The organism is Myxococcales bacterium (assembly GCA_016716835.1).
GTDB lineage: Bacteria > Myxococcota_A > Polyangia > Haliangiales > Haliangiaceae > JADJUW01.
The window spans coordinates 480433-506858 of the sequence record JADJUW010000001.1 but is presented as its reverse complement, the minus strand read 5'-3'; the positions used below and the strand labels follow the sequence as shown (position 1 = coordinate 506858).

18 protein-coding genes and 1 pseudogene are annotated in these 26426 nt (G+C 63.0%); 10 read left to right on the top strand and 9 right to left on the bottom strand.

The genetic code is table 11. The features are described 5' to 3' along the window. The first annotated feature begins 4 nt into the window (after nt 1-4). Complete coding sequence (gene greA, locus IPL79_02145; protein MBK9069801.1) at nt 5-520, top strand: transcription elongation factor GreA; 516 nt, start codon at nt 5-7, stop codon at nt 518-520. A gap of 478 nt (nt 521-998) precedes the next feature. On the opposite strand, the gene IPL79_02140 is transcribed toward greA, so the two are convergent. The 3 genes from IPL79_02140 to IPL79_02130 all read right to left on the bottom strand — a co-directional run bounded on the left by IPL79_02140 (nt 999) and on the right by IPL79_02130 (nt 6260). Further along, a complete protein-coding gene (locus tag IPL79_02140) occupies nt 999-2312 on the bottom strand; it encodes a hypothetical protein (GenBank protein ID MBK9069800.1) in 1314 nt (437 codons plus the stop codon). A gap of 54 nt (nt 2313-2366) precedes the next feature. Next, entirely contained in the window at nt 2367-3515 is a 1149-nt protein-coding gene (locus IPL79_02135) for a hypothetical protein (GenBank protein ID MBK9069799.1), read from the bottom strand. Between the two features lie 219 nt (nt 3516-3734). After that, a complete protein-coding gene (locus IPL79_02130) occupies nt 3735-6260 on the bottom strand; it encodes a sodium-translocating pyrophosphatase (protein MBK9069798.1) in 2526 nt (841 codons plus the stop codon). A 147-nt stretch (nt 6261-6407) separates the two neighbouring features. On the opposite strand from IPL79_02130, the gene IPL79_02125 reads away from it, so the two are divergent. Both IPL79_02125 and IPL79_02120 read left to right on the top strand, forming a co-directional pair. Further along, on the top strand, nt 6408-6938 hold the full coding sequence (locus IPL79_02125) for a hypothetical protein (GenBank protein ID MBK9069797.1): 531 nt from the start codon (nt 6408-6410) through the stop codon (nt 6936-6938). Nucleotides 6939-7084: 146 nt separating this feature from the next. After that, a complete protein-coding gene (locus IPL79_02120; protein ID MBK9069796.1) occupies nt 7085-7348 on the top strand; it encodes a GlsB/YeaQ/YmgE family stress response membrane protein in 264 nt (87 codons plus the stop codon). Between the two features lie 16 nt (nt 7349-7364). Here the strand turns inward: IPL79_02120 and IPL79_02115 are convergent, their stop codons facing one another. The 3 genes from IPL79_02115 to IPL79_02105 are packed head-to-tail and all read right to left on the bottom strand — an operon-like array spanning nt 7365 to nt 10690. Beyond that, entirely contained in the window at nt 7365-8279 is a 915-nt protein-coding gene (locus IPL79_02115) for a phosphotransferase (GenBank protein MBK9069795.1), read from the bottom strand. Nucleotides 8280-8283: 4 nt separating this feature from the next. Then, a complete protein-coding gene (locus tag IPL79_02110; protein ID MBK9069794.1) occupies nt 8284-9015 on the bottom strand; it encodes a HEAT repeat domain-containing protein in 732 nt (243 codons plus the stop codon). Between the two features lie 4 nt (nt 9016-9019). Further along, nucleotides 9020-10690, bottom strand: a complete 1671-nt coding sequence (locus IPL79_02105) for a hypothetical protein (GenBank protein MBK9069793.1) — start codon at nt 10688-10690, stop codon at nt 9020-9022. A gap of 206 nt (nt 10691-10896) precedes the next feature. On the opposite strand from IPL79_02105, the gene IPL79_02100 reads away from it, so the two are divergent. Then, entirely contained in the window at nt 10897-11508 is a 612-nt protein-coding gene (locus IPL79_02100; GenBank protein ID MBK9069792.1) for a hypothetical protein, read from the top strand. Between the two features lie 134 nt (nt 11509-11642). Continuing rightward, nucleotides 11643-12158 carry a hypothetical protein gene (locus tag IPL79_02095; protein MBK9069791.1) on the top strand — a complete coding sequence of 172 codons (516 nt, stop codon included), beginning with the start codon at nt 11643-11645 and terminating at the stop codon, nt 12156-12158. A 143-nt stretch (nt 12159-12301) separates the two neighbouring features. On the opposite strand, the gene acs is transcribed toward IPL79_02095, so the two are convergent. Further along, entirely contained in the window at nt 12302-14257 is a 1956-nt protein-coding gene (gene acs / locus IPL79_02090) for an acetate--CoA ligase (protein MBK9069790.1), read from the bottom strand. Nucleotides 14258-14357: 100 nt separating this feature from the next. Here acs and IPL79_02085 point away from each other — a divergent pair, with 100 nt between their 5' ends. Then, complete coding sequence (locus IPL79_02085) at nt 14358-16904, top strand: U32 family peptidase (GenBank protein MBK9069789.1); 2547 nt, start codon at nt 14358-14360, stop codon at nt 16902-16904. A gap of 28 nt (nt 16905-16932) precedes the next feature. Further along, nucleotides 16933-17421, top strand: coding sequence for a hypothetical protein (locus IPL79_02080; GenBank protein MBK9069788.1), 489 nt, complete (start codon nt 16933-16935; stop codon nt 17419-17421). 43 nt (nt 17422-17464) lie between these two features. Here IPL79_02080 and IPL79_02075 read toward each other — a convergent pair whose 3' ends face one another. Continuing rightward, complete coding sequence (locus IPL79_02075) at nt 17465-19321, bottom strand: hypothetical protein (protein MBK9069787.1); 1857 nt, start codon at nt 19319-19321, stop codon at nt 17465-17467. A 505-nt stretch (nt 19322-19826) separates the two neighbouring features. Between IPL79_02075 and IPL79_02070 the strand changes: the two genes are divergently transcribed. The 3 genes and pseudogenes from IPL79_02070 (at nt 19827) to IPL79_02060 (ending at nt 24942) form a co-directional block, all read left to right on the top strand. Then, entirely contained in the window at nt 19827-21974 is a 2148-nt protein-coding gene (locus tag IPL79_02070) for a (Fe-S)-binding protein (GenBank protein MBK9069786.1), read from the top strand. Next, nucleotides 21964-23525: pseudogene (locus IPL79_02065) on the top strand (MFS transporter). The gene IPL79_02070 and the pseudogene IPL79_02065 overlap by 11 nt, the downstream one beginning before the upstream one ends. A gap of 109 nt (nt 23526-23634) precedes the next feature. Continuing rightward, the gene (locus tag IPL79_02060) at nt 23635-24942 is read left to right on the top strand and encodes an NnrS family protein (protein ID MBK9069785.1); all 1308 of its coding nucleotides are present in this window, start codon (nt 23635-23637) and stop codon (nt 24940-24942) included. Between the two features lie 21 nt (nt 24943-24963). On the opposite strand, the gene IPL79_02055 is transcribed toward IPL79_02060, so the two are convergent. Next, nucleotides 24964-26340, bottom strand: coding sequence for a tryptophanase (locus tag IPL79_02055; GenBank protein ID MBK9069784.1), 1377 nt, complete (start codon nt 26338-26340; stop codon nt 24964-24966). Nucleotides 26341-26426 lie beyond the last annotated feature (86 nt).

The window sequence follows — 26426 nt, the reverse complement described above, 5'->3', positions numbered from 1 at the left end:
CCTTATGAGCGACAAATTCCCAATGACGCCGGCCGGCTATACCTGGATGAAGGAGCGCCTGAAGTTCCTCAAAGAGGTTGCGCGCCCGAACAACGCCAAGGCGATCGAAATCGCCCGCGGCCACGGCGATCTCAAGGAAAATGCCGACTACAGCGCCGCCAAGGAAGAGCAAGGCATGATCGAGGGCCGCATCCGCGAATACGAGGCCAAGCTCGCGCTGTCGGAAGTCATCGACCCGCTCAAGCTGTCGGGCGACCGGGTGAAGTTTGGCGCGACGATCACGATTGAAGAAACCGAATCGGGCGACCGCCAGACTTTTGCCATCGTTGGCGAACACGAGGCCGACATCAAAAAGGGCCGCATTTCGATTGGCGCGCCCATGGTGCGAGGGCTCATCGCCAAAGAAGTCGGCGACACCGTCACCATCACCACGCCTGGCGGCAAGCGCGAAGTCGAAATCGTCAGCGTCGACTTTCTCGACATCGGCCCGCCGGACGAGATTACGTCCAATACGCGCTAGTGTTGTCCCTTCGATCGGTTAGGTGCAACCGCGAGGCGTACCGGCTGGTGGGCGCACGTGTCTTCCTGCTCGCAGATAGATTATTGACCGGCAGGTGGGCGCACGTATCTTCCTGCTCGCAGATAGCGGCCCTCCGGGGTGAGGCGAGACGGCTGTGGTATCCACCGCGCTCGGTGCCAGCACCACTTCCCTGCAATCTATGCTCGCGGAAGAAACGTGCGCCCACTTGCCGGTACGATAGCGCGCAGAAGCGGCGTGCGGCACATGTTCGGATCAGAGCGTTTCGCTAAGGCACGTTGACGCCAGCGATTTGGCAGGCGGTGCCCTCCTGAGCGCAAGGCGTCGTGAGCAGCGCGAACAGCCGTAGCTCTGAGACGAAGCATGTGGTCGTGCGCCGCTGACCACCGCCCCGATGAGACGACGCATGTGTTGCGCAGGGGTGACGGGCACTGGCAAGCGTGCGCGGCCTTGCCGCCGCTCAGTTCGGCGTCGGCAGCTCGATATACTTACCGCGCAGCCGGAAGTCGTTGCCACCAACACCTTCGCTCCAGGTGATAAAGTAATAATCGTCGATGGCGTGCGTGATGCTGACGCCGTAGTGGACGCTGGCGGCGGCGGTTAGCTCAAACTCGTTGCCTTGGGTGAACGTGTTGTTGGCATACGCAAACGGTAGCGCGCGCACGCGCGTGGTGCCGCCATCGCGCTCCAGCCACGCCACGGCGCCGCCGCCGGTGCGCGCGACCACCATCGGCGCGATGTTCGTATTGCCGACCGAACCAAGCGTCATCGAGAACTGAGGGAGGCGCGCATCGAGCACCGCGGCTTGGCCGGTTGCCGCCGCGGTGCCCATGGCGAGCAGCAGCGGCGCGTTGGCCTCGACCTTGGTGCCGAACGACGGCCTTGTGCCCGCGCCCAGAATGGTCGGCTCGGTATCGATCGGCGCGCGATCCTCGGCGTCGAGACGCATCAGCGCGACCGACCACGAACTTTCGTCGGCGCCCTCACGCTCAAATGCCAAATAGATGGTGTCATCATAGAGGGCGGCGCTGGTAAGGCCGTGGGCCGCGCCGTCCGTCTCGACCAGCGGGTGCACCGCGTCGCCTACGCCATTGCCCTGGCGATCGAGTTCCTGCAAAAACACCGTCCAGCCTGGCGCGTCGGACACCGCGCGCACGCCCGTGATGTAAAAGTGCCCGTCGGGCCCCGCGGCGAGGCCTGAGGGCAAGACGTTTTGATTGTAGGCGGTGCCGTCGTAGCGCATGAGCAACGTCTTGTCGTTGAACAGGATCGGCGACGCGGCGTCGTTCTTGTTGTAGCTGCGGACAAACGCGCGCAGGCAACTGCCGGCGGTGCAGTTGGAGGCGGTAATGTCAGGGTCAAGCTCTCCGGTCCAGGCGTACATGATGGCGTTGCCGGAAACCGCGACCAGCGGCTGCGTGTCGTTGGCAGACGCGGTCGTAGAAATGCGCTGCGGGCCGCCAATTAATTGCCCGTCGCAGCCCAGCCGCACCGCAAAGGTACCGAGCCTGCTGGTTGGATCGCCGCTGGCGTCAATTTCACGCGTCGAATAGGTCGTCCATACCGTCTTGCCATCAAATGCGGCGCGGCCATAAATCCCAAGCACGCTGGTGAGCGTGATGCTCTGGTTGGTTAGCGGCGTCTCGCAATCCTCGATGACACTGGGCCCATCGGGAGGCGCGTCCACCATGGCGTCTGCATCGCCGAGTGGCCTATTATCGCCGCACGCCAAAAGAATGGATGGAACCAGCACCAACGTCGAAATCCGCTTCATGGCGCGGAACCTAGCGAAATTGACGCGAGATGCAATGGCCAATTGAGTTGCCAGTTAAGGCGGCGTCGCCACGAAAAAGGTGCCCATAGCACGGCGATCCCCGGCACTGGTCAACGTCCAGCCGACGACATAGATATTGTCCACGACGTGCGCTACCGCGGGGCCGTAACTTAGCGCCAGCGGTGCAACCTCCTGGGGCGCACCCACGACGATAGCCCCGCCTTGCACCGAAAAAGGCGCCGCCATCACCCTGCTGGTGGTGGGCGAAATCGCCTCGTGCCAGCTCACCAGGCCCGCGTGCCCATGCATGGCCGCAGCCGGCAGGACATTGCGCAGTCCGGGATCGCCTACAGAGGCTAGCAGCGCCCCGCCCTCTGTCTCAAGCCGCAAGCCGACCGGTCCGGGGCTGGTGCTGGCGCCCCATACCTGCACCATGGGCGCGGCGCGATCGCCACGAGCCCAGCGCGGGGACGCCGCATTGGCCCCCGCCTCAAAATCGGTGATCGCGAGGTGTTCGCCAACGAACGCGCCCTGCGCGAGCTTGAGGGCACCGTCGACGTCGCGCTCAAAAAGCACCTGCATGATCGAGGCATCGTCGACGCGAATATCGGGATTGTGATGAAACACGCCCGCCTCAGGCGCCGCATGCGACCGCACGCCGCTGAGCTGGCCGGCCTCATCGAGGCGATGCACAAAGAGCTGAAAGGTATTCGCCGACGGCACGACCTGCGTGCCCGCGAGCCAGAAGCCAAGGCCGGCGCTGGTGACGCGCGGCACCCAGGCGCTTGTGACCTCACCCTCGGCCTGCAGGTCTAGCCTCAGCTCCGATGCGCCGATTGCCGTGCCGTCGGGATGATAGGCGCGGGTTCGAATGGATAAGTTATTGCTGCTCACCTTGTCATCGGCCAGCCAGGCGACGACCGCGCTGCTGCCATTGACCGCGATGGATAGGTCGCCATCAAGCGTGTTTGCGGCCGTTGAGGCCACCACGGGCGGTCCCAGCAAGGTTTGCGCGCAGCCCAGCCGCGCCACATACACATCGGAATCCGAGCTGCCGTCGACAGCGGCGCCATCATAGGCCACCCACAACACGCCATCGTGAAAGGCGAGGTCAAGGTTGACCTGGGTCGCGACCTCCTCCGACAGCGCGAACGGCTCGCCCTGCGGCGCCGCGCGGCACGCACTAAGATCCACCGGCTGCACGGGCGGCAGGTCCTCCGTGCACGCGCTGAGGGCGGCACCGAAGAGAAGAAGACTAACCAACCAGTAACGCAAAATAAAAGATCTGGCAAAGCCGATAACAGAGCGTCGTGAGTGGAGGAAATTGTGGTGCACGCCTGCAGCGAGGCCGAGGCGCAGCCGTCTGGCTGTAACGAGGCTCGCGAAGCCGTACACCGCAAGATCCCCACTCACGGCGTTCTGTTACGCGGCTTTGCTGTCGCTGCCTATGCGCATGCCATAAAATGACCGCCAGGCAAAGAACGCCGACACCACAAAGCAGCTGATCGCGATGACCATGTTCACGGTGTCAGAGAGCTGAACGGCCATGCCAACCGCCAACACGCCAAACAGCGTGGTGAACTTGATGACCGGATTGAGCGCGACAGACGAGGTGTCCTTGAACGGGTCGCCGACGGTGTCGCCAACCACGCAAGCCGCGTGCAGATCCGTGCCTTTTTCCTTGAGTTCGGTTTCGACGATCTTCTTGGCATTGTCCCAGGCGCCACCGGCGTTCGCCATAAAGATGGCTTGGTAGAGGCCAAAGAGCGCCATCGAGATGAGGTAGCCGATGAAGAAGAACGGATCGGCGCAGGCAAAGGCGAGCGTCGAGAAGAAGATGGTCATGAAGATGTTGAACATGCCCTTCTGCGCGTAGAGGGTGCAGATTTCGACGACCTTCTTGGAGTCTTCGACGCTGGCCTTGGTGGCGCCGTCGTCGAGCTTGATGTTGGCCTTGATGAATTCCACCGCGCGGTAGGCGCCGGTCGAAACCGCCTGCGTCGAGGCGCCGGTGAACCAATAGATGATGGCGCCGCCGGTGATGAGCCCGAGCAGAAATGGCGGATGCACCATCGAGAGGAAGCCGACGAACTCAGGCTTGAGGCCCTGGGTCAGCATCATGATGATGGCAAAGATCATCGTGGTCGCGCCAACGACGGCGGTGCCGATGAGCACCGGCTTTGCCGTGGCCTTGAAGGTGTTGCCAGCGCCGTCGTTTTCTTCGAGGAATTCCTTGGCTTTTTCGAACTGCGGCTCAAAGCCAAAGTTTTTCTTAAGGTCTTCCCTGATGTTCGGCTCGCTTTCAATCATCGAGAGCTCGTAGACAGATTGCGCGTTGTCGGTGACCGGACCGTACGAATCGACGGCAATGGTGACCGGGCCCATGCCGAGGAAGCCAAACGCTACCAGGCCAAAGGCGAACACCGCCGCTGCGGCACTAATCGCGAACGGATTCATGAAGGTCTCTGAGCCTTCGCCGCCGGCATTGTTGACGGCCATGAGCAGTTCGCCCAGGCCGGCCGAGGCCGACACTTGCCAGGCAATCGCCATGAGGCCGACAATGATAAGCCCCATCCAATAGGCCGAGAAGTTGCCTGCGGTGAGACCGGCGAGCACGTTGAGCGAGGCGCCGCCTTCGCGCGAGGCTTGCACGACCTCTTTGACGTGACCCGACTTGGTTGAGGTGAACACCTTGACCGCTTCAGGAATGACCGCGCCGGCGAGCGTGCCGCAAGAAATAATGGTCGAGAGCTTCCACCACAGGCCATTGGGTAGATTTGCGATCTCTGAGCCACCTGGGCCGATGAGGAAGTAGGACACCAGGTACGTAAGGCCGATGGAAACGATCGAGGTCAGCCACACCAGCACGGTGAGCGGGTGCTCGAAGTCCATCTTGTCGACGTTGGCGTTCTTGGCCTTGGTGACCATTTCGTTCACCAGGTAGCTGCCGATCGAGGCGAGGATCATGATGACGCGAAGAAAGAAGATCCAGACGAGCAACACGGCCTGCATTTGCGCTCCGAGGTCGATGCCGGGGAGAACCGGGATCGCGACGAGGATGAAGGTGATGAGCGCGACGCCGGTGACGCCGTAGGTTTCAAAGCCGTCGGCGGTTGGGCCGACCGAGTCGCCGGCATTGTCGCCGGTGCAGTCGGCGATGACGCCTGGGTTGCGCGCGTCGTCTTCTTTGATGTTAAAGACGATCTTCATGAGGTCAGAGCCAATGTCGGCGATCTTGGTGAAGATGCCGCCGGCAATGCGCAGCGCCGCGGCGCCCAGTGATTCACCGACCGCAAAGCCGATGAAGCAAGGGCCAGCGTACTCGGCAGGCATGAACAGCATGATGGCGAGCATGAGCAGAAGCTCAACCGAAATCAGCATGGTGCCGATGCTCATGCCGGCTTGCAGCGGGATGGCATAGGTTGGGTAAGGCTTGCCACGCAGCGCCGCAAAGGCCGTGCGCGAGTTGGCAAAGGTGTTGACGCGGATGCCGAAAAAGGCGACCAGCGTCGAGCCGAGAATGCCAATGACCGAGAACAGCGCAATCGCGGCGACCTTGGGCACTTCGACTTTCTCGAGGACGCCGAAGTAGACGACGATAATGGTGGCGATGAACACCCACAGAATCGCGATGAACTTCGCCTGCGTCTTGAGATAGGTCTTGCAGGTCTCGTAGATGAGCTCGGAGATGGTCTTCATCGAGCCATGGACTTCCATGTTCTTGAGGCGGTTAAACACCACCATCCCGAAGATGAGGCCAATGACGCAGACCACCAGGCCAAGGGCCAGGAGGCTCCACCCCGACATGCCGAAGTAGGTCAACGTGCCATTAAACGTGTTGGAGAAATCGGGTAGGACGAGGCCGGCTTCGCTGGTTGGACGGGCCGACGCACCATGTGGCGAGGCCGCCGACATAGCGGCCGCAAGGTAACTGAGCGCTGCTATCATATTGTATCCTTTGGCTCCTTAATGCCGCGCGTTATATAGATGGTCGCGCAGTGAGTAAAGCGCCATCGAACGCCGAATGCGGGATCTCCCCAAGTTCGAATCGCGTTCAGGTGCGTTGTCGCGCGATGTAACGTAGTGTCGACGGCGATGCATCCCTGCCTTGCCTTGGCGCCGTCGGCGACGCGGCGATTGTTCTGGCTTTTTTTAATTTTCACGGCCGTCGTCGGCGGCGTCATGGTCGTCACCGGTAACGCCCTCAAGAACGCCGCGGTGCCCGCGGGCGTGTTTTCGCTCGAGCTCAATTTCGGCGCGCTGCCGGCGATGATGACCAGCTATGGCGAGCGCGCGGTGCGCATCTTGGCCTTTCAACTCGGCATCGATTTTTTATTTATCCCGCTCTACACCACGGGCCTCATCTTGGGCCTGGCGATGACGTGGCAACGCGCGGGCGTGGCGCCGCCGCGCTGGGCAACGCCGCTCGCGTGGTCGGTGTGGGGTGCCGGCGCGTGTGACGTCGTCGAAAACATCTACTTGTATGTGGCGTGCTTGGGTCAACCCACGGCCACCCTTGGCTGGGGCGCCACGGTATTCGCCGCGATCAAGTTTGCGATTCTCGCGGTCGCGCTGGTGGTCTGGGCGTACGTGGCGCTTGCCCGCCGCCATGCCCCGCGTCGCTAAATGCGATGTGCGCGAGCGCGCATGAGCACCCACGCTCGCGACTGCCGCGCGTGCAGATTGCCCGGTTGCTGCGGCCGTAAGGCGTGCGACCTGGAACGGAACCTGCATAGGTTCCCACCATTGCTAATGCAAAGGAGTTTCTCATGATGTCATTTATTTGGATGTTGATAATTGGTCTCGTCGTTGGCGCCCTGGCCAAGTTTGTAATTCCGGGCAAACAAGATGGTGGCATGCTAGCCACCATGCTGCTCGGCGTCGCCGGCGCCGTGCTGGTGGGCTTCCTAGGGCGTGCCATGGGTTGGTACGACACCGCAGGCGAAGGCCCGGGCATCATCGCCAGCGTCATCGGCGCGGTGGCGTTGGTTCTCATCTATGGCGCGGTCACGGGCCGCAAGGCAAGCCGCGCATAGCGCGCGCGTGGCGCACTTAGCCCATCGTCAGCCAAGCTGTTGCTAGCAGCATCTCTCGCCTTAGGTCTGCGTCATCTTGCGCATGGGCATAGGCGAGTGCGGAAACAGCGTGGTGCGTACCGATCACCTGCGCAAAATCTGCATCGGCAGTCGTCGCACCGTACCCGCCGAGGAAGTGTTCTCGCGCCCGCGGTGGGAACATGGTAAAGGCCACGGCGAGATCGCGCGCTACGTCGCCGAACTCGACATCGCCCCAGTCGATGATGCCAGCGACCGTGCGCCCCGCGTCCATTACGATGTGACGGACATACAAGTCCCCGTGCAGCACCACCGCGGTGCTGGGGAGCCCTCCCCCTCCGCGCTCGATGACGCTCATCAGCGCCGCACGTCGCGATGGTGGCACGAGGCCGGCGGCGACCAGCGTGTCTAGCCGTGAGGCGGTGCGCTCTTCCCAAGTCGCTAGCACGGCGAAGTCAAACCGCACTTCTGGGAGGGCCGCCGCCGCCAGCTCCGTACGATCGATCGCGTGCAACGCGCGCAAGAAGTCCGCTACGCGCGGCGCGGCCGCAAGGCGCTCGTCGTCGGACAAGGCCAACTTGCAAGCCGTCGCGCCGGGCACCACCGGGTAGGCGGCAAACGGCCAGTCAAACGAGGGTGTGCCGTCGCAAACAAATGTCGGCACGGGAATCTTGAGCGGCAGCTTGGCGGCGAGCAGCGGCAAGGCAGCGATTTCGCGACGCATCGAGACGACGCAGTTTTCGCGACGAGGAAACCGCACCACCCACGCCTGATTCACCAGAAACGCGGTGTTGTCCCAACCGGCGCCAAAGGCCACGATCGAGTCGATTTGAAGCGATGGCCATGCCTCCTGCATGAGCGCCTGCGCCTGCGCGGCATCGACCACTCGCTGTGGCACCCATGGCGCATTCATGGCGTTAAGGATTTGTCGACGCCAGCGATCGCGCGAGCGCACGGACGCGCTCGTCGGTGTCGGTAGCCATACGGCGTACCAGGGCGGTGTCGTGAGCCGCCGTCGGCGCGACGCGCGCATAGGCGCGAAAGGCCGCGACGCGAACGTCTGGATTTGCATCGCTCGTCGCCGCTAGGAGCGCGGCGCCGCCTGCCGTGAGCCCAAGCACGCCTATCGAAGCTGCCGCCGCTTGCCGCACGTCGGCATGGTGGTCGGTCAACGCGTGGGCGAGCTGCGCGTGAAATTGGGCGCCATCTGCGAGCGATGCCGCCGCGCGCGCGGCCTCGGCGCGCACGTCAGCTGCGGCATCAGCAAAACCACGCGCAACCAACAACGTCGCGGAGGAGGCAGGCGCACGCCGCGAGGTAGCGACGATGGCGCCCCGCACCGAGGCGTCGGCTTCGCGAGGTAGATACGCGACGAGCGCCTCGGCAAACGCGCCGCCGGTCCGCGGTAGCGCCTCGACGAGTGCAAGGCGAACCGCGGCGGACTCGCCACCGGCTTGCAGGCGTTGCAAGAAGGCGGCGGCAGCTTCGGCCTGATGAATCTCCGAGGTGGAGAATCGCAAGTGGCCTGCGCGCGTGGGCGTGGGCGCCAACGTCAAATAATCGACGTGTGGCGCCGCTGCCGGTTGCGCATCATCGGCGCACGCAACCGCGGCTACCAAGGCCAAGCAAAAAAAACAGATGCGCTTCATACGATCACCATCCTAACAACGCTTGGGTATTGGTCCACCAACCGCTCGTGGCGGGCGCGCGGCGAACATTGCTGCCGCAGTGCACCTCACCGAGACCCATATGATAGGTGTCCCAGTCGTCGACAAAATGCATGGTGAGGCCGGCGGGCATCGCGGCCTTGAAGGACTGGATGACCGGATCGGCGACCTGCCCGCCCGCGCTGCGAAAAAATGGGTCGGCGGTAAACAGGTGCGTCGTGCTGCCGACGCGCGCCACGGTCAAATTGACCATGCCAGGGATCAGCGCCGCGACCCGCCCGCCACAACCGCCAACGGTTTCAAACAGGCTCGGCACCAAGACGATGTCGCTGTCATCAAGCCCAAGCTCCGTCTTAAAGCGATTGCGAATCACGTCGAGCTGATCTTGCTGCAGGTCGTTGTTGAGCGCGACCAAATCGTTGTCCCCGAGCAATTCGCCAACGGTGCCGTAGCCATGATCGTTGTCATACAAGGGCAGCGCATAGTTGCTCGGAAGGCCTTGCAACAGGGTCCAGGCGCTGCGTACGTCGGCGAGCACTAACTTAAATCCTTTGGGCGAACTTGCGTCTGGGACGAAGCTCGAAAACTCATCGACATGGCCCACACAAAGCCACCGCGTCGGCAACTCAAACGGGGCCTGCACTTTTTGGCTAGTGAGGAACTCAGCAAGCACGCCGCTGATGCCGACGCCATTTTCGCGTCCGTAGTAGATGCGCCCAAACGGGTACGCCACGCCACCAACGGTCACGGGCGGCGAGGCCTCGAGATTGCCGAACGAGTCATACGAGCTGCGGTCGGCCACAACACCCCACGTCTGTCGCAAGGCATCGCGGCCATCGCCGACGAGCACGTGCTTATACGCGTCGATGCCTCGATTTCGAATCGAGTCGATGACGACGTCGACGCGCTGGCCTGCTTCGCCAGTCAGCGTGGCAAATTCGAATTCGTCCTGCACCCAGACATCGCCACCGTAGCCGCTGCTGGGAATAGCCGTGAACTTGCTGCCAAGGGCATCCTCAAAGGCGTCAATAAAGGCCGCGTTATTGCCGCTGCCCTGCCGCAGTGCCCACACGTGCTCGGCGTCTTGCAGATGATGATTGGTGATGAGCGGCGCGGCCTGCAAGCTGATTTCCTTGCCCGGCAGCTGCTTGCCATCCGCGGCGCGATGCGACAGCTTCAGGGTGCCTGCCCCCGCATAGTTTCCAAACGAGATGCGAAGTTCCACATCACTGCGCTCCGCGGCGGCGGGCAACGCAAGGTCATACGAGGTCGCGGCGACATTCGCGCCGAGAATCTGCGTGTCGCCAAAATAAATCTTGATAGCCGCCGCCTCGCCTTCGAGCATCAACGTCAGCGTTTCGCCTTCGCCAACAAGCGCCAGGTCGCTCGCCGCCAGCACCACCAGCGACGCATCGTCATCGCCGGCCCACCACGGCTGGAAAAAATCCGCGACGTCGTTGGCGTCATCGTCGTCGAGATTGGGCACGCCAAACACGCCCGGGATATCCCATTGCGGTTCGGTGGGTTGCCCCGGGACGCACCCTGCGCCAGCGCACGGCACGTTGGTGGGCGGTGCGTCGTTACTGCAGGCGCCAAGCACGGCCGCAAGCACCAACGCGACCCGCCATGTGCCTGCCCTTACGCCGTGGACCACCATGCGCCGCAAGGTCCCGCAAACCCGGATGCGATGCAAGGCAAAAGGCGCGGCAGCCGGCGGGTCGCGAGGCTAGCCGCAACGGATTATTAGTTTCAACCCGTGAGTGCCCCCGCTGCGGCATAACCGAGGGCGCTTGACCGGCGCCAGTCGTGCGTCACTGGGGTGATGGACCACCTAGGCTTTGCTGCTACCATTGCCGCCTCACGATGAAGGCCCTCCCGTTTTCCCCGGCTGACCTCGCCTATCTCGACGAGGTCACCGACGTGCTGCAACGCCGCGGCGCCAAAACATCCATGGCCCAGGCATTCGCCCCAATCATCGAGCGCCATCGCACGGTCCCGATTAATGGGATCATCCGCGACGTCATGACGGATGTTGCCTGCCATCTGGGAACTTACAGCTCGCTGTCGCACGCCCCCGTGCCGCTCGACGAGACGATGAGCTTCGCCGACGGCTTGGATCGCCTGCTGGCCGCCTTGGGCGAGCTGCGCGGCATTAATCAACTCCACGACCTTCCGCCCGAGGAAGGCGATGCGGTGGCGTGGGAGCCTCCAGCCCGCCTTTATCTCTTGACGTGGCGCAAGCTCGCGCACAACGGCCAGATTATCGATGTGACCGAACTCGCGCAGGTCCCTTTTCATTTCGTGCTGCTGAAGGCTGTGGAGGCCGACGTCTATTACTTGGCAATCCTGAAGAATCATTCGGCGGCCTATTATGAAGTCATTGTAAGACTCGACGAGGCCCAGGCCGCGCGGGCGCGTGCCGCACTTGCCGTGCGCGATATGGCGGCGCTTGGGCGCCTCGCCGATGCTTGCTAACGTCGCGAAAGTTAGCAACCCTTCCCGAGTTGCACAGATTTCAGATGTGACCTATTCAACTGCACTGCATGGCAATGGTTGGCAGCTATTTGATTCCGGTTGACTCAAACTGACTTATAGATAATGAATTGGAAATGAAGAAATCCCACTTAGTGGTGCTTGTTTGCGGCTTGTATACAAATGCGCTCTTGGCTTGTGCCGATGGCCCCGCCGCTCACGACTTGGACGACAGGCTCGTCTCCTCATTGTCGACCGATGAAATCCATGCAGCTTGCAAGCAGATTCCGCTACCTTCCGCGGACGCTCTCGTCGGCTACAAGGCAGAAGTCTGCTTGCTTGCTGAACAGACGTCCTGCAATCCAACGACGTTCGAGGCTTGCGTTGCCAGTGCCGATGACCTGCCAGCGTGCATCATCGAAGAAGGCGACTGTGAAGCGACCGAAGACAGTTGTATTTTTCTGCAAGACGACAACGATGTTCAGACGTGCAACGCAACGGTAGACGAAGTCTACAGCTGTGACAAAGACCTATACCTGAGGTACGAGTCGATGGCAGCTGTGAATTGCTCCAACCAAGAAATACCAGCCTCAGAATGGCCAGCATCTTGCCTGGTGGTTAATCAGAAGTGTCCAGGCTTTTTTGACGACTAGCAGGGTCACTCCCTGCCCGAAATTCAACAGCTATTTCAAGATATTAACTAGGCTACTGCGTGATCACGGTTAAGCGAAGGTGACTACGCAGCACCGGGTTTAACCGGTGGTAATTACGAGGCAATCGGAAGGTGGGAGTGACCCTAATCTTCGTGCTGATACGACTGGGCGAGGCGCTCGAGCGAGGCCTGGTCTTCGAGCGTGGTGACGTCGCCGGCGACGCCCTTGCCGCTGGCGATTTCGCGCAGCAGGCGGCGCATGATCTTGCCCGAGCGCGTCTTGGGCAGCGATTCGGTGAAGCGAATCTCGTCGGGCCGTGCCAGCGCGCCGATTTCGGCGACGACTTTGGCGCGAATGGCGGTGGCGAGCGCGTCGTCGGCGACCACGCCTTGCTTGGGCGTGACAAACACAACGATGCCCTGCCCTTTGAGTTCGTCGGGGCGACCGACCACGGCGGCCTCAGCCACCGACATGTGCGAGACCACCGCGCTTTCGACTTCCATGGTGCTGAGGCGATGCCCCGAGACGTTGAGGACGTCGTCGACGCGGCCGAGTACCCACAGATAGCCATCTGCATCTTGCCGCGCGCCATCGCCGGCAAAATACATGCCGGGGATGTCTTTGAAGTACGTGTCAATGAAGCGCTGATGATCGCCGCGAATGGTGCGCGCCATCGACGGCCACGGCGCGGTCACCGCGAGGTAGCCGCCTTCGTTGGGCGCCGCCAGCGTGCCGTCTTTGTGCGCAACTACGGCCGCGATACCCGGCAGCGGCTTGGTCGCCGAGCCGGGCTTGGTCGCGATTTCGCCTGGGAGCGGCGAGATCATGATGCTGCCGGTTTCGGTTTGCCACCAGGTGTCGACGATCGGGCAACGGCCGCCGCCGATGTGCTCGTGGTACCACATCCACGCTTCGGGATTAATTGGCTCGCCGACGCTGCCTAGCAGGCGCAACGACGCCAGCGAGTGCGCCTTGACGTGGTCGACGCCGGTGCGCATGAAGGCGCGAATGGCGGTGGGTGCGGTGTAGAAAATCGACACCTTCCATTTTTCGATCATCTGCCAAAAACGCGCTGGGGTGGGATGCATCGGCCCGCCCTCATAGATGAAGACCGTGGCGGCGTTGAGCAGCGGCCCATAGGTGACATAGGTGTGACCGGTGATCCAGCCGATGTCGGCGGTGCACCAATAAATGTCGTCGTCGCGCATGTCGAACACGAGCTTGGTCGATTGGTAGGCCGCGACCATATAGCCGCCGGTGGTGTGCACCAGGCCCTTGGGCTTGCCGGTGCTGCCGCTGGTGTAAAGCGTAAACAACGGATGTTCGGACGGCAGCCACACCGGCTTGTGCTCGGCGCTCGCGGCGCCGACGACGTCGTGCCACCACACATCGCGCCCCGCCTTCATGTTGCAAGCGGCGCCGGTGCGCTTGACCACCAGCACATGTTTGACGTCGAGGTCGGCGACCGCGGCATCGACGGCGCTCTTGAGATCGAGCGCGGCCCCTCGGCGATAGCCGCCGTCGGCCGTGATGACAAACTTGGCGTCGCAGTCGACCATGCGATCGCCCAGCGCGGTCGACGAAAAGCCGCCAAACACCACCGTGTACATGACGCCGAGCCGCGTACACGCCAGCATCGCGATCATCGCCTCGGGCACCTGCGGCATATAGATCGCGACGGCATCGTTGCGCGTTACGCCCAGCGCCACCAAGGCATTGGACGCCTTGGCGACCTCCGCAAAGAGTTGGTCGTAGGTAAACTCGCGGCTGTCGCCCGGCTCGCCTTCCCAGATCAACGCGCGCTTGCCTCCCAGCCCTGCGGCGATGTGGCGGTCGAGGCAGTTGTAGGCGAGGTTGGTGGTGCCGTCGGCAAACCACGTGGCGTCGTGAAACGCACCCGGGGTGTAGGTGGCGATTTGGGTCGGCACGCGCTCCCAGTAGAGATGCTGCGCGACGCTGCGCCAATACTTGTTGAGGTCGGTGGCGGCGAGCTCGCGCAAGGCGGCGCCCGAGGCGGCATCGACGCGCGCTTTGGCGGCAAATGAGGGTGGCGGCGGAAACGTCCGCAGCTCGTGTAGGTGGGACTCGATTTCGGTCATGGCGGCACAGTAAGGCAGGGCCGCCGCGCTGACAACGCGGGCCGCGGGAAACGTCGTATTTGCTTGCGCCGTGGGCGCGCCCATGCCAAGTGGAGCGACGATGACGACGACGCCACGCAAGCCCGAGGTCCTCGCCCCCGCAGGTGGGCGCGAGCAACTTTTCGCGGCACTCGCCACCGGTGCCGACGCGATTTATTTTGGCCTGCAGGAGGGCTTCAACGCGCGGGCGCGGGCCAGTAACTTTGCAATCGCTGAGCTGCCCGAAATCATGAGCGTCATCCACCGCGGCAACGCGCGCGGCTTTGTTACCTTTAATACGCTGGTCTTCGAGAGCGAGCTCGCCACCGCGGCGGGGTTGCTTATCGCGCTGGACGCCGCCGGCGTCGACGCGGTCATTGTGCAAGACCCGGCGGTCGCGCTGCTGGCACGCGCACTCGACCTTTCGCTTGAGGTGCATGGCTCGACGCAGATGACGGTCGCCAGCCCGCTCGCCGCTAATCTGGTGAAGGGGCTCGGGCTCTCGCGCGTCGTGGTGCCGCGCGAGCTCTCGGTCGCCGACATCGCGGCCTATGCCGCGGGCACGGATGTGGAACTCGAAGTATTTATCCACGGCGCGCTGTGCGTTTCGTGGAGCGGGCAATGCCTCACCAGCGAATCGTGGGGCGGGCGCTCGGCCAATCGCGGGCAATGCGCGCAATCGTGTCGCCTGCCGTATGAGCTGCAGGTCGATGGCCAGGCGCGCGCGCTGGGTGACGTCCAGTATTTGCTTAGCCCGCAAGACTTGGCGGGCATCGACGTCGTGCCGGCGCTGGCGGAAATCGGCGTTGCCAGCCTAAAAATCGAAGGCCGGCAAAAAGACGCCAACTATGTCGCGACCGCGGTGACGGCCTATCGCCACGCCGTCGATGGCGCGGCGGCGGCGCGCGATGAAGACGTCGCCGCGATGGCGATGGCGTACTCGCGCGGGTTTTCGCCGGGCTTTTTTGCCGGCGCCAATCATCAGGCGTTGGTGGTGGGCAAGGTGCCGCGGCATCGCGGCGTGTACCTGGGCACGGTGCGACGCATTGAGCGCGAGCTGGTGCTGGTCGACGAACAGCCGGCGAGCGGCGAGACAATTCCGGGCCGCGACAATGGCCTGATGCCGCGCATCTCGCCGATCGCAGGGCAAGGCGTGGTGTTTGATTCGCATGAAGGCCAGGCCGCGGAAACCGGCGGCCCAATTTTTGACGCCTTCGTCGCCGGCCCCGGGCAATGGGCACTGCGTTTTGGCAAGCCAGGCCCAGAGCTAACGCGCGTCAAGCCCGGCGCGGAAGTTTGGATTACGTCGGCGCCAGCCGTGGAAAAGCAGTCGCGCGCCGACGTCGCGCGCGGGCAAAAGCCGCTTGGGCGCCTGCCGGTGGCGGTTGACGTGCGTGGCGCGGCGGGTGCACCGCTGGTGGCGCGCGCTAGCGTCGACGGCGGGGCGACGTGGGTCAGCGCGAGTTCTACATCGGCGCTCGCCGCGGCGACCGGCGCAGGCCTGGCTACCGAGGTCTTGCGCGACAAGCTGGGCAAATTTGGCGGCACCGATTTTCATCTTGGACAGTTCGTCGCCGAGGTCGAAGCGGGCTTGCACGTGCCGGTTTCCGAAATCAATGCCATGCGTCGCGAGCTCACTACGCAGCTTGAGGCCGCGATGGTGGATGGACCTCGCCGCCCTGCCCCGGCGCAAACCGTCGAGATTGCCTTGGCGTCGCTGCGCGCCGAGCTGGCTGGCGCCGAACCTGTGGCGACAACGCCGCAGTTGGTCGTCATGTGCCGCAACGATGCGCAGCTCGACGCCGCGATCGCCGCCGGCGCGACGCATGTCGAAATCGACTGGATGGAATTTGTCGGCATGGGGGCCGCGGTGGCCAAGGCGCGCGCCGCGGGGCTGGCCGTTGGCATCGCCACCGTGCGCATCCAAAAGCCCGGCGACGAGAAGCTCGACCAGCGCATCGCCAAGCTCGCGCCCGACTGGGTGCTGGTGCGCAGCTGGGGTTCGCTGGCCTTTTTTCGCGACCTGCCCGTGTCCGATCGGCCGGTGCTACACGGCGACTATTCGCTCAACATCACCAACAGCCTTACCGCGGCGTGGGTGTTACAGGCGGGCCTTGCGACCTACACTCCGTCGCATGACCTAGATGTCGAGCAACTCACCGCGTTGCTCACCGCGACCGGCGGCGCCTGCGCCACCGTTACGTTGCATCACCACATCCCGACGTTTCACACCGAGCATTGCGTCTATGCGCATTTGCTATCAAAAGGCGCCGACTACAAGACCTGCGGCCGGCCGTGCGAAGCGCACCAAGTCTCGCTTAAAGATCGCACCGGCCTGGTGCACCCCGTCGTGGTCGACGTCGCTTGCCGAAACACCGTGTTCAACGCGCAGGCACAGTCGGCGCCGCGCGTGCTTGAGACCTTGCGCCCCCTTGGCCTGGCGCGCGTCCGCGTCGAGCTGGTGCGGGAAACCGGCGAGCAGGCGCAGACGGTGATCGCCGCCTATCAGGCGCTGCTGGCCGGGACGATAAACGCGCAAGAAGTGCTTCGGCGCGTCTCAGCCCACGAGCAGTTTGGTGTGACGCGCGGCACGATGAACACGATGAAGATGTTGAATGTGCTTGCCTAGCGTCCGTCGCCTTTGCGAAGGTTTCGCGATGTCCAGCCTCTCAACCTCGATCACCCGAACGCTGCTCGCCGGCTTCATGGGCCTCTTGGCCGTGGCCGGCTGCGACGACAACACGCAAACCGATGTCCCGCCTGCACCCAATCTCGTGCCCGATGGCGTGTTTACGATCGACTTCGTCGACGCCGAGGGCTTTACGCTTGAAGATTTTACGGGGCTAACCTTGACGGTGAACCGAAGTGAGATGAGCGCGACGTTGGCCGGCACGCCATTGGAAGCGCCGCTAACGTTGAGCCTGGAGGCGGTGGCGGAATCCGCATGGATCCGCGACTGCTATACCAACGGAGACAACTACAGCATCAGCGAGGTATTTACGCTGGGAGCGGGTCCAATCTCGATCGGCGAGCTCGACATGATCGACCCCGCCCTATCGACGAAGTGCGGTGGCCGCGTCCTGCTGGGCACGTGGACCCTGGATGTGCTGCAGGAAGATCCTCCGGTGCTTGGGTTTGTGCCTTAAAGCAGCCGCCTCGCGGTCATGCGTTGCGCCGGACGGCACGTCCTTATGGATTCTCCTCGCTATAGACAAATTCCGTTGCGCCGTAGTCGCACGCTTGGAGTTGTGGCCTCGTGCGACCGCGCTGGTCATCCGAAATACCCAGCGGGCAGGAATACGCATCCACGATGGGGCTATTCGCGTACATTTGCAGGGTCGGCGCAAAGCCGCCAAAATATCCAAGGGCTCCATAAATCGCATCGGCGCCGCCCGACACGTTGCCGCCGCCAATAGGCAATTGGCACGTCCCGTCGGTGTCATAGTTGTTGGTAAATGGCTGCGTAGACGTCGTGCCAAGCTTCACATAGCAATCCTTAACGTTCCCGGGCGCGTTGCCGACATAGTTGCCATGCAGCGTGTATTCGCCAGTGACGCGCAGCTGGTCCCCACCCCAGATCTCGGCGGTTCCGTTGAGCGCGATGGTGGAATTGTAGAGATATAATCGGTAACCAGATCCGACATTGATCGCGGCGCCTCGGTTGGCTTCCGATGTATTGCCGGTAAAAGTTGACGAGTAAATATTGAGGTTCCCCCAGGCTCCACCACCGCTGCTCGCGGCGTGATTCCCCTCAACGGTCGTCCGGTAAATTTGCGCCGTGCCAAATATCGAACCAGAAATGCCCCCGCCGAGATTCGCCGAATTATTAAAAACATGAGAATCATACATCAAAAGATTCTGCCCGCACACGGCGCCCCCGTTACCGCTTAATGCGCCATCAGCCAGCTCCACTGAGTTCTGTTCAAACGTCGACCAATGAACCTGTACGTATTCGGCATTAATGTCACCGATCGCGCCGCAGCTACTGCGAGCCACATTTGCAAAGAAGGTGGCGTACCTAATCGTTACCCGAGAGTCCGATTGCGTGGACAAAGCGCCGTTATAGACGGCGACGTTGCCCTCAAACCGGTCGCCATTGAAAATTCCAATCGTGTTTTGCCGGACAAAAACCGCGCCCGCAAGGCTCTCAGCAGAGTTCTGCAAAAACCGATTGTCTCGGCTAATGATATAGGAAAACTCAACAGCATCGAGCGCCCCCGCGCTGACATCCGCGGCGTTTACGTAAAAGAGGTTATCGACCATCTTGCTATGCGACTGACGCAGCTTGAGCGCGCCACCGCTCCCCTGCGCATAGTTGCCGATAAACTTGCAGCCGTCAAAATTTACGACATTTTGCCACGCCCAAATGGCGCCACCACTTGCAGAGCTCGTGCCGTCAACGACGTTTACCTCGAAATCGGTATCAACGAATGACGTGGCGCAATCGGGCAAATACGTCGGCGTTGGGTCGAGGTCGATGGCACGAGGAATCCAAAACGGGCCGACGGTCGTACAGTACAAAAACGCCCCACCGCCATTGCCGTTATATCCCTGCACATCTGAAAATGCGTAGTTGAGGCGAAATTTTGAATTGGCCACGGTTGCATTCAAATTTACACCGTAGAGCCCACCGCCTTCCTTCGCGGAGTTCCCTTCGATCACGCTATCGGTCATCAGCAGGCTGGCACTTGCTGACGTGTGAATCGCCCCCCCATTTTCGTCGGAAGAGTTTTGGAAAAACGAAGTGTTTGAAATCGTGCTGGTGGTCCCAATCATACTGATCGCCCCACCTGCGTCCGTGGCATGATTGCCCTCAAACCAGCTATTTCGCACGATAAACTCGTACTTCGAGACCCAGACGGCGCCACCATACGTCGCGTTATTGCCTCTAAAGGTGACGGACTCCAACGACAGCGGTGCAACCTGCGAACGTATGGCGCCACCGTAGCTGGCGTGCCCGCCGGTGAGCGTCAGCCCCACCACGTTGACGACACCTGGCCCATGGTTGTCGATGAGTCGCTGATTTTCGCACGTCGTGGTCAGCAAGACGTACCCAGAATTGGGCCATCCTACCGCTTGGAACGTAAGGCTGCCGCCCGACGGATCGATGACGTCGAGATCGCCGTTGAGGTTAAGGTCGAAAAAATCCTCATCCGTGGTCGCGACTGGGCAAGCGCTGAGGACGTACGTGCCTGCCTTCATCACGATGACATCGTCGCCCGGGTTGGCATTGGCCGCGCTCACCAGCCACCGCAGGTTATTATCGCCTGGCTGCGTGTAGTAGGTCGCGGCCGAGGCTGACGTTGCGCTGATGGCCAGCATTGCGATCACAAACATGGTTCTCTTCATATGGTTCTCCGTGGACCCGCCGTGCGTCTTCGCTGCGCGGGCGGCGCAATCAACCAGAGGGCGGGCTTAAGAGGGAAACTAATTGGCTTAACTCGGGGGTACTGGCGGGGCTGCGACAATCGGGCGCGAAGGCGCCTCAAAATGCGCGCAAGGCCGCGCAGCGCATAGGCAGGGCGCCGCGGACCGTGCTAACAACGCGATAATGCAGCAGGTTATCTTTGCCCTATTGCTGGCGTCGTCGTTCGCGTTCTTCGTGCGCACGGTGATTATCTTCGGCCGCGCGGCGCGCCAAGGCGTCGCCGACCCCCGGCCGCGGTTTGACCAAATTCCAGCGCGCCTGGCCTCGGTGCTCATCTATTTTTTTGGTCAAAAAAAGGTCATCGAAGAAGGCCCGCTGCACCGCACCAGCAAGCACCACGTCTTTATTTTCTGGGGCTTTTTGGTCATCGGCGCCGCCACCACCGACATCTTCCTAAGCGGCGTGTGGCCGGCGCTCGCCATGAAAAACTGGATGCCTGGCTTTCTCTACGTGCCGCTATTTTTCTCGATCGACCTCTTTAACTTGCTCGTGCTGCTGACCGTCACCTGGTCGGTGTTTCGACGCCTGGTGGTCAAGCCGCACCTGATCCCGTGGAACCTCGACGCCGGGCTCATCTTGGGCGCCATCGGCTCGCTGATGATCACCCACTTCTTGTCGCACGGCTATCACATCGCCGGCGAGGTCGCCGCGGGCGGTGCCTATAGCGAGGCGCTAAAGCTCTCTAACGTCGTGGCGGGCTGGATGCTGCCAATCTCGGCCGAGACCGCGCATCGCGGCGCGATGCTCGCCTACTGGGTGCACGTGCTGATTCTGCTGACGTTTCTCAACTACCTGCCCTACTCCAAGCACATCCACCTGCTCGGTGCGCTGCCCAACATTTTTGCGCGCAACCTCTCGGCCCGCAAGCTCGACCTGCCCAAGCTCAACCTCGAAGACGAAACGCAATGGGGCGTTGGCAAGGTCGAGCAATTTAGCTGGAAGTCGCTGATGGACACCTACGCCTGCACTGAGTGCGCGCGCTGTTCAAACTATTGCCCTGCCTATGGCACCGGCAAGAACCTCTCGCCGATGCAGCTGGTGCACGACATCCGCTACGACATGATCGACCGCCTAGCCTTCAAAGACAAGATTGCGGCCCTTAAGGGCGACGTCGCGTCGCTCGCCGACTATGCGCAAAGCCATGGCTTTGACGACGCGCACCCACACCCCGAGCTCGTGGCCACCAAGGCGCAGCTCGCCGCTACCGAGAAAGAGCTCGCCGACCTGCCGCAAATTACCGGCGGCAAGATTGCCGAGGACACGCTGTGGGCGTGCACCACCTGCGGCGCCTGCCAAGAAGTGTGCCCGGTCTTCATCGAACACCCGATGAAAATCATCCAAATGCGGCAGAGCCTGGTGATGGAACAAGACAAGTCGCCGGGCGAGCTGGTGCGCACGTTTAATAATCTCGAGCGCCAAAGCAACCCGTGGGGCATTGCCTCGGACCAGCGCATGGACTGGGCCAAAGACCTCGACGTCAAGACGATCGAAGACAATCCCAACCCAGACTACATCCTATGGGTGGGCTGCGCCGGCGCGTTTGACGCCCGCATCATCAAGCAAACCAAGTCCATGGTCGCGGTGCTCAATGCGGCCGGCGTCAATTATGCGGTGCTCGGCCACAAAGAGGGCTGCACCGGCGATCCGGCGCGGCGTGCCGGCAACGAGATGCTGTTTCAGATGCTCGCGGCGCAAAATGTCGAGGTACTCAACGCGACCGGCGTCAAGAAGGTTATTACGTCGTGCCCGCACTGTTTGCATACCCTGCGCCACGACTACCCGCAGTTTGGCGGCGACTACGAGGTGGTGCACCACACGCAGCTCATTGCGACGCTGCTTGCCGACAAAAAAATCGTGCCGGTCTCCTCACCAGTTGAAACCTTGACCTATCACGACAGCTGTTATCTCGGGCGGTGGAACGGTGAGTTCGATGCACCGCGAGACATCATCGCCGCGGTCAAGCCGCCTGGCGGCTACAAGGAACTCACGCGCAACAAGAAGCACGGCTTTTGCTGCGGCGCCGGCGGCGGCCGCATGTTCATGGAAGAGCACGGCGAGCGCGTCAACGTCAACCGCACCAAAGAAATCATCGCCGCCGACGTCGGCGCAGTGGCGGTCGCCTGCCCGTTTTGCAGCATCATGCTGACCGACGGCATGAAGGACCAAAATGTCGACGAACAAATCCAGGTGCTCGACATCGCCGAGCTGGTGGCGCAGAGCCTAGTGCCGGCCTCGTCGCTGGTGCGCCGCAAGAAGCCCGATGTCGCCTAACGCGCCGCAGGTGCCGCTGCCGCGGCAGATCCCGTACATCATCGCCAACGAGGGCTGCGAGCGCTTTTCGTTCTACGGGATGCGCAACATCCTCACGACGTTTCTCGCGACGTCAATGCTGCTCTACCTGCCCGAGGCCGAGCGCCAAGGCGCCTCCAAAGACGTCTTTCACACCTTCGTCATCGGCGTGTATTTCTTTCCGCTGCTTGGCGGCTGGCTCGCCGATCGCTTCTTTGGCAAGTACCACACCATCTTATGGCTGAGCCTGCTGTATTGCGCCGGCCATGGCATGTTGGCGGCGTTCGAGGACAACCGCACCGGCTTCTACACCGGCCTCGCGCTGATCGCGCTGGGCTCGGGCGGCATTAAGCCGCTGGTTGCCTCGTTCATGGGCGACCAGTTTGACCAAACCAACAAGCATCGCGCCCAAGTGGTGTTTGATGCGTTTTATTGGATCATCAATTTCGGCTCATTTTTCGCCTCGCTGTTTATGCCCATCCTGCTGCGACGCTACGGCGCGGCGGTGGCGTTTGGCGTGCCGGGCATCCTGATGTTCATCGCTACCTTTGTGTTTTGGCTGGGGCGGCATCGCTATGTGAATGTCGCGCCGGCGCCGGCCGACCCCAATTCGTTTCTGCGCGTAGTGCGATCGGCGCTGCTAGCGGCGCCGGACGTGCGCGGCGCGGCCGGCATTGGCCAGCTCGGCCGAGGCATCGCCGCGCTTGGCCTCTTGGCCGCCGTGGCAAGCCTCGCCTGCTTTGGCTATGTCGGCATTGTCTCGGCGCTGTGCCTGGCGCTCGTGTTTGCGATCGCGGGCGTCGGCGGCGGGGCCTGGCTCGCCTTGCCGGCGGCGCGGGCGCGCCATGGCGATGAGGCGCTGGTCGCCGTGCGCGGCGTCTTGCGCGTGCTGGTGATCTTTGCGCTCGTGACGCCGTTTTGGTCGTTGTTTGACCAGAAGGCGTCCACCTGGGTATTTCAGGCCGGGCAGATGAGCAAGCCCTCGTGGTTTTCGCCGGCGCAGATGCAGGCGCTCAACCCGGCGCTGGTCATGTTGCTGCTACCGTTCAACAATCTTATCGCGTATCCGTTTTTTGCGCGCCGCGGGGTAGAGCTGACGCCGCTGCGCAAGATGACCCTCGGCGTAATGTTCGCGGGCCTGTCGTGGATCGCGATCGGCGTCATGCAGGTCGCCATCGACGGTGGCGCGCAGCTTTCGATCGTGTGGCAGTTGTTGCCATACGCGCTGCTCACGCTCGGCGAGGTGTTGGTGTCGGCGACGGGCCTCGAGTTCGCATACAGCCAAGCACCGCCGTCGATGAAGGGCGCGATCATGAGCTTTTGGAACCTCGCGGTGACGATCGGCAATCTGTGGGTATTGCTCGCCGATACGACCATCAAACAACCCGCGGTGCTGAGCCAAGTTGCCGGCACGGGGCTATCGCCGACCGCCTTTCTCATGTTCTTTTCGCCGGCTTTGCCCTGCTCACGGCGTTGGCTTTTCGCGCCTTTGCGCGTCGCTATGTCGCGGTCGACAACTACCGCGGCGGGTAATCGCACGCAGCCGCGCAGCGACAAGACGCCACATGGCGAAGCGAGCTAGGGCGCGCGGTTCCGTGCCGAAGCTCGCGGCATGGTGCTACATGACTACGCACGAGCGCTTATGTCAACTCACGCCTCACCTGCTCCGAGTCCTGTCACCGCTAGCGCGCCCAAGCCAGGCGCGGCCGGCCTGCGCTTGGCGGGCGCCCCTGGCGAGACCTTGCCCGCGTCGCCGGCTTGGATTGCGATGGGGTTTCGCCCATTTTTTTTGCTGGCCGCGCTCGGCGCCATCGCCCTGATCGCGCTGTGGCTCTACGCGCTGTGGACCGGCCGCCATCCTGGCGGCGGCGGGCTGACGCCCTACGACTGGCACGCGCACGAAATGCTGTTTGGCTTTGCCATGGCGGTGATCGCTGGCTTTCTACTAACTGCGGCGCGCAACTGGACCGGCCTTAACACGCTGCACGGCTATCCCCTGCTCGCGCTGGCGCTGCTATGGGTTGCGGGCCGTTTGGCGATGGCGGGCGCGCTTGGCGGTTCGGCGTGGCTTGCGGCGGCGCTCGTCGTGGGCTTTCAGCTCGCGCTGCTGGCGGCCGTCGGCCACGTACTCGTGCGCGCGCGCAGCCACCGCAACTACGGCATCTTCGCCATGCTCACGGTGTGGGTGCTCGCGGCGCTGTTGGTACACGCGCAGGCGGTCGGCGCGCTGCCTGGTGCCGCGCGGCCGGCGCTGCTCGCGGCGTTGCACGTGGTGATCCTGCTCATCGTCGTCATGGGCGGGCGCGTCGTGCCGATGTTTACGCGCAATGCCACGGGCGTCGCGACCATCGCGGGTAACCCGCTGGCAGATCGCTGGGCGACCGGCCTTGCGATCGCGGTCGCGGCGACGGCGCTGCTCTTGGCGGCGCTGCCACACGCGGCATGGCTGCAAGGCACGCCGGCCCGTGCGGTGCTGGGGACGATTTGCTTAGCGTCGGCGGTGGCGCAGGGCTGGCGCATGCGCACATGGGGCCTGCGCGCCGCGATGCGCGTGCCGCTGGTGGCCATTCTGCACGGCGGCTTTGTCTGGCTGGCGGTTGGGCACGCGCTGCTCGGCGTGGCCATCATCGCGCCGACGCTGCTGGCCTCCTCGGTAGCGCTGCATGCGCTCACCATCGGCTGCCTGGGCGCGATCACGCTCGGCATGATGGCGCGCGTGACGCTGGGGCATTCAGGGCGACCGCTTCACGTTAACGCGATCGGCATCGCCGCGTTCATCGCCATCAACTTCGCGGTGGTGGCGCGCCTGGCCGCGCTGCTGGTCCCCGCCCGGCACTGGCGCACTACCTGGGCCGTCGCCGCCGCGCTGTTTGCGCTGGCCTTTGCGCTTTATCTCGTCGCCAACGCGCGGGCGCTGCTCACGCGCCGTGCCGATGGCAAGCCCGGTTGATGCGCCCCCGGCGACGCGGCGCTAACAGGCTTCGAAGTGCGCCGTAAAGTGGCGCAGGGCCGGCGGCTCGTAGGTTAGGCGATAGCCGGTCGCGCTGGCCTTGCTGCCCGCCAACGCCTCAAATACCTCGACCACGTAGTCCATGTGACTCTGCGTATAGACGCGGCGCGGAATCGCCAGGCGCACTAGCTCCTGCCGCGCCGGGATAAAGCCGCCGGCGGCGTCGCGCTTCCCAAACATCACCGAGCCGAGCTCGACCGCGCGCACGCCGCCCGCAAGGTAGAGCGCGCACACCAGCGCCTGCCCAGGAAACTGCGCCGGCGGGATATGCGGATACATGCGCCCGGCGTCGACATAGACCGCGTGGCCGCCAATGGGATACACTACCGGCACGCCCATCGCGCGCAGCTTCTCGCCGACATAGGTCGTGCTGGCAATGCGGTAATGGAGATAATCGGGCTCAAACACCTCGCGCAGGCCAACCGCGATCGCCTCCATGTCGCGCCCGGCCAGTCCGCCGTAGGTGGTGAAGCCCTCGGTCATGATGAGCAGGTTGGTGCAGGCCGTGGCCAGCGTGTCGTCGCGCAGCGCGAGAAAGCCACCCATGTTGACCAGGCCGTCCTTCTTGATGCTCATGACCGCGACGTCGGCGAGCGCGAACATGGCCTGCGCGATGTCGCGATAGGTCAGGTCGGCACACGCTGGCTCGCGATGCTTGATGAAATACGCATTTTCGGCGATGCGGCAGCAATCGAGCACGAACAACACGCCGTTGGCCTTGCACAGCGCGGCCACCTCCTGAGCATTGCCGAGGCTGACCGGCTGGCCGCCGCCGCTGTTATTGGTCACGGTCAAGATCACCGCCGCGACGTTACCCGGGCCCACCTCGGCCAACCTGGCGCGCAGCGCCGCGACGTCGAGGTTGCCCTTAAACGGCGCCGCGGCGTCGAGATCTTTGGCCTCGGCGCACGGCAGATCGATGGCGATCGCCCCGGTGTGCTCGATATTGGCGCGCGTCGTATCGAAGTGGCTATTGGAAAAGAAGTGCTTGCCCTTGCCACCGAGATGGCCATAGAGAATCCGCTCGGCGGCGCGCCCCTGGTGGGTCGGCAGCACGTGCGGCATGCCGGTGAGATCGGCAATTTCGCCGTAGAAGCGCTCCCAGCTCTTGGCGCCCGCGTAGGACTCGTCGCCCACCATCATCGCCGCCCACTGCTGGCTGCTCATCGCCGAGGTGCCTGAGTCGGTAAGCAGATCAATTAGCACCTTGTCGGACGGCAGCAAGAACGGGTTGTTGTGCGCGGCGCGCAGGCAGGTCGCGCGCTCGGCCGGCGTGGTGAGGCGAATCGGCTCGACCGACTTGATGCGAAACGGCTCGATGATGGTCTTAAAGGTCATACGTCAGCGCACGATACGGCAGCACGCCGCCGCGCAGCCGGCCCCACTTGTGCAATGCGGCACGGCTGGCTGTGGCGTTGTGCCGC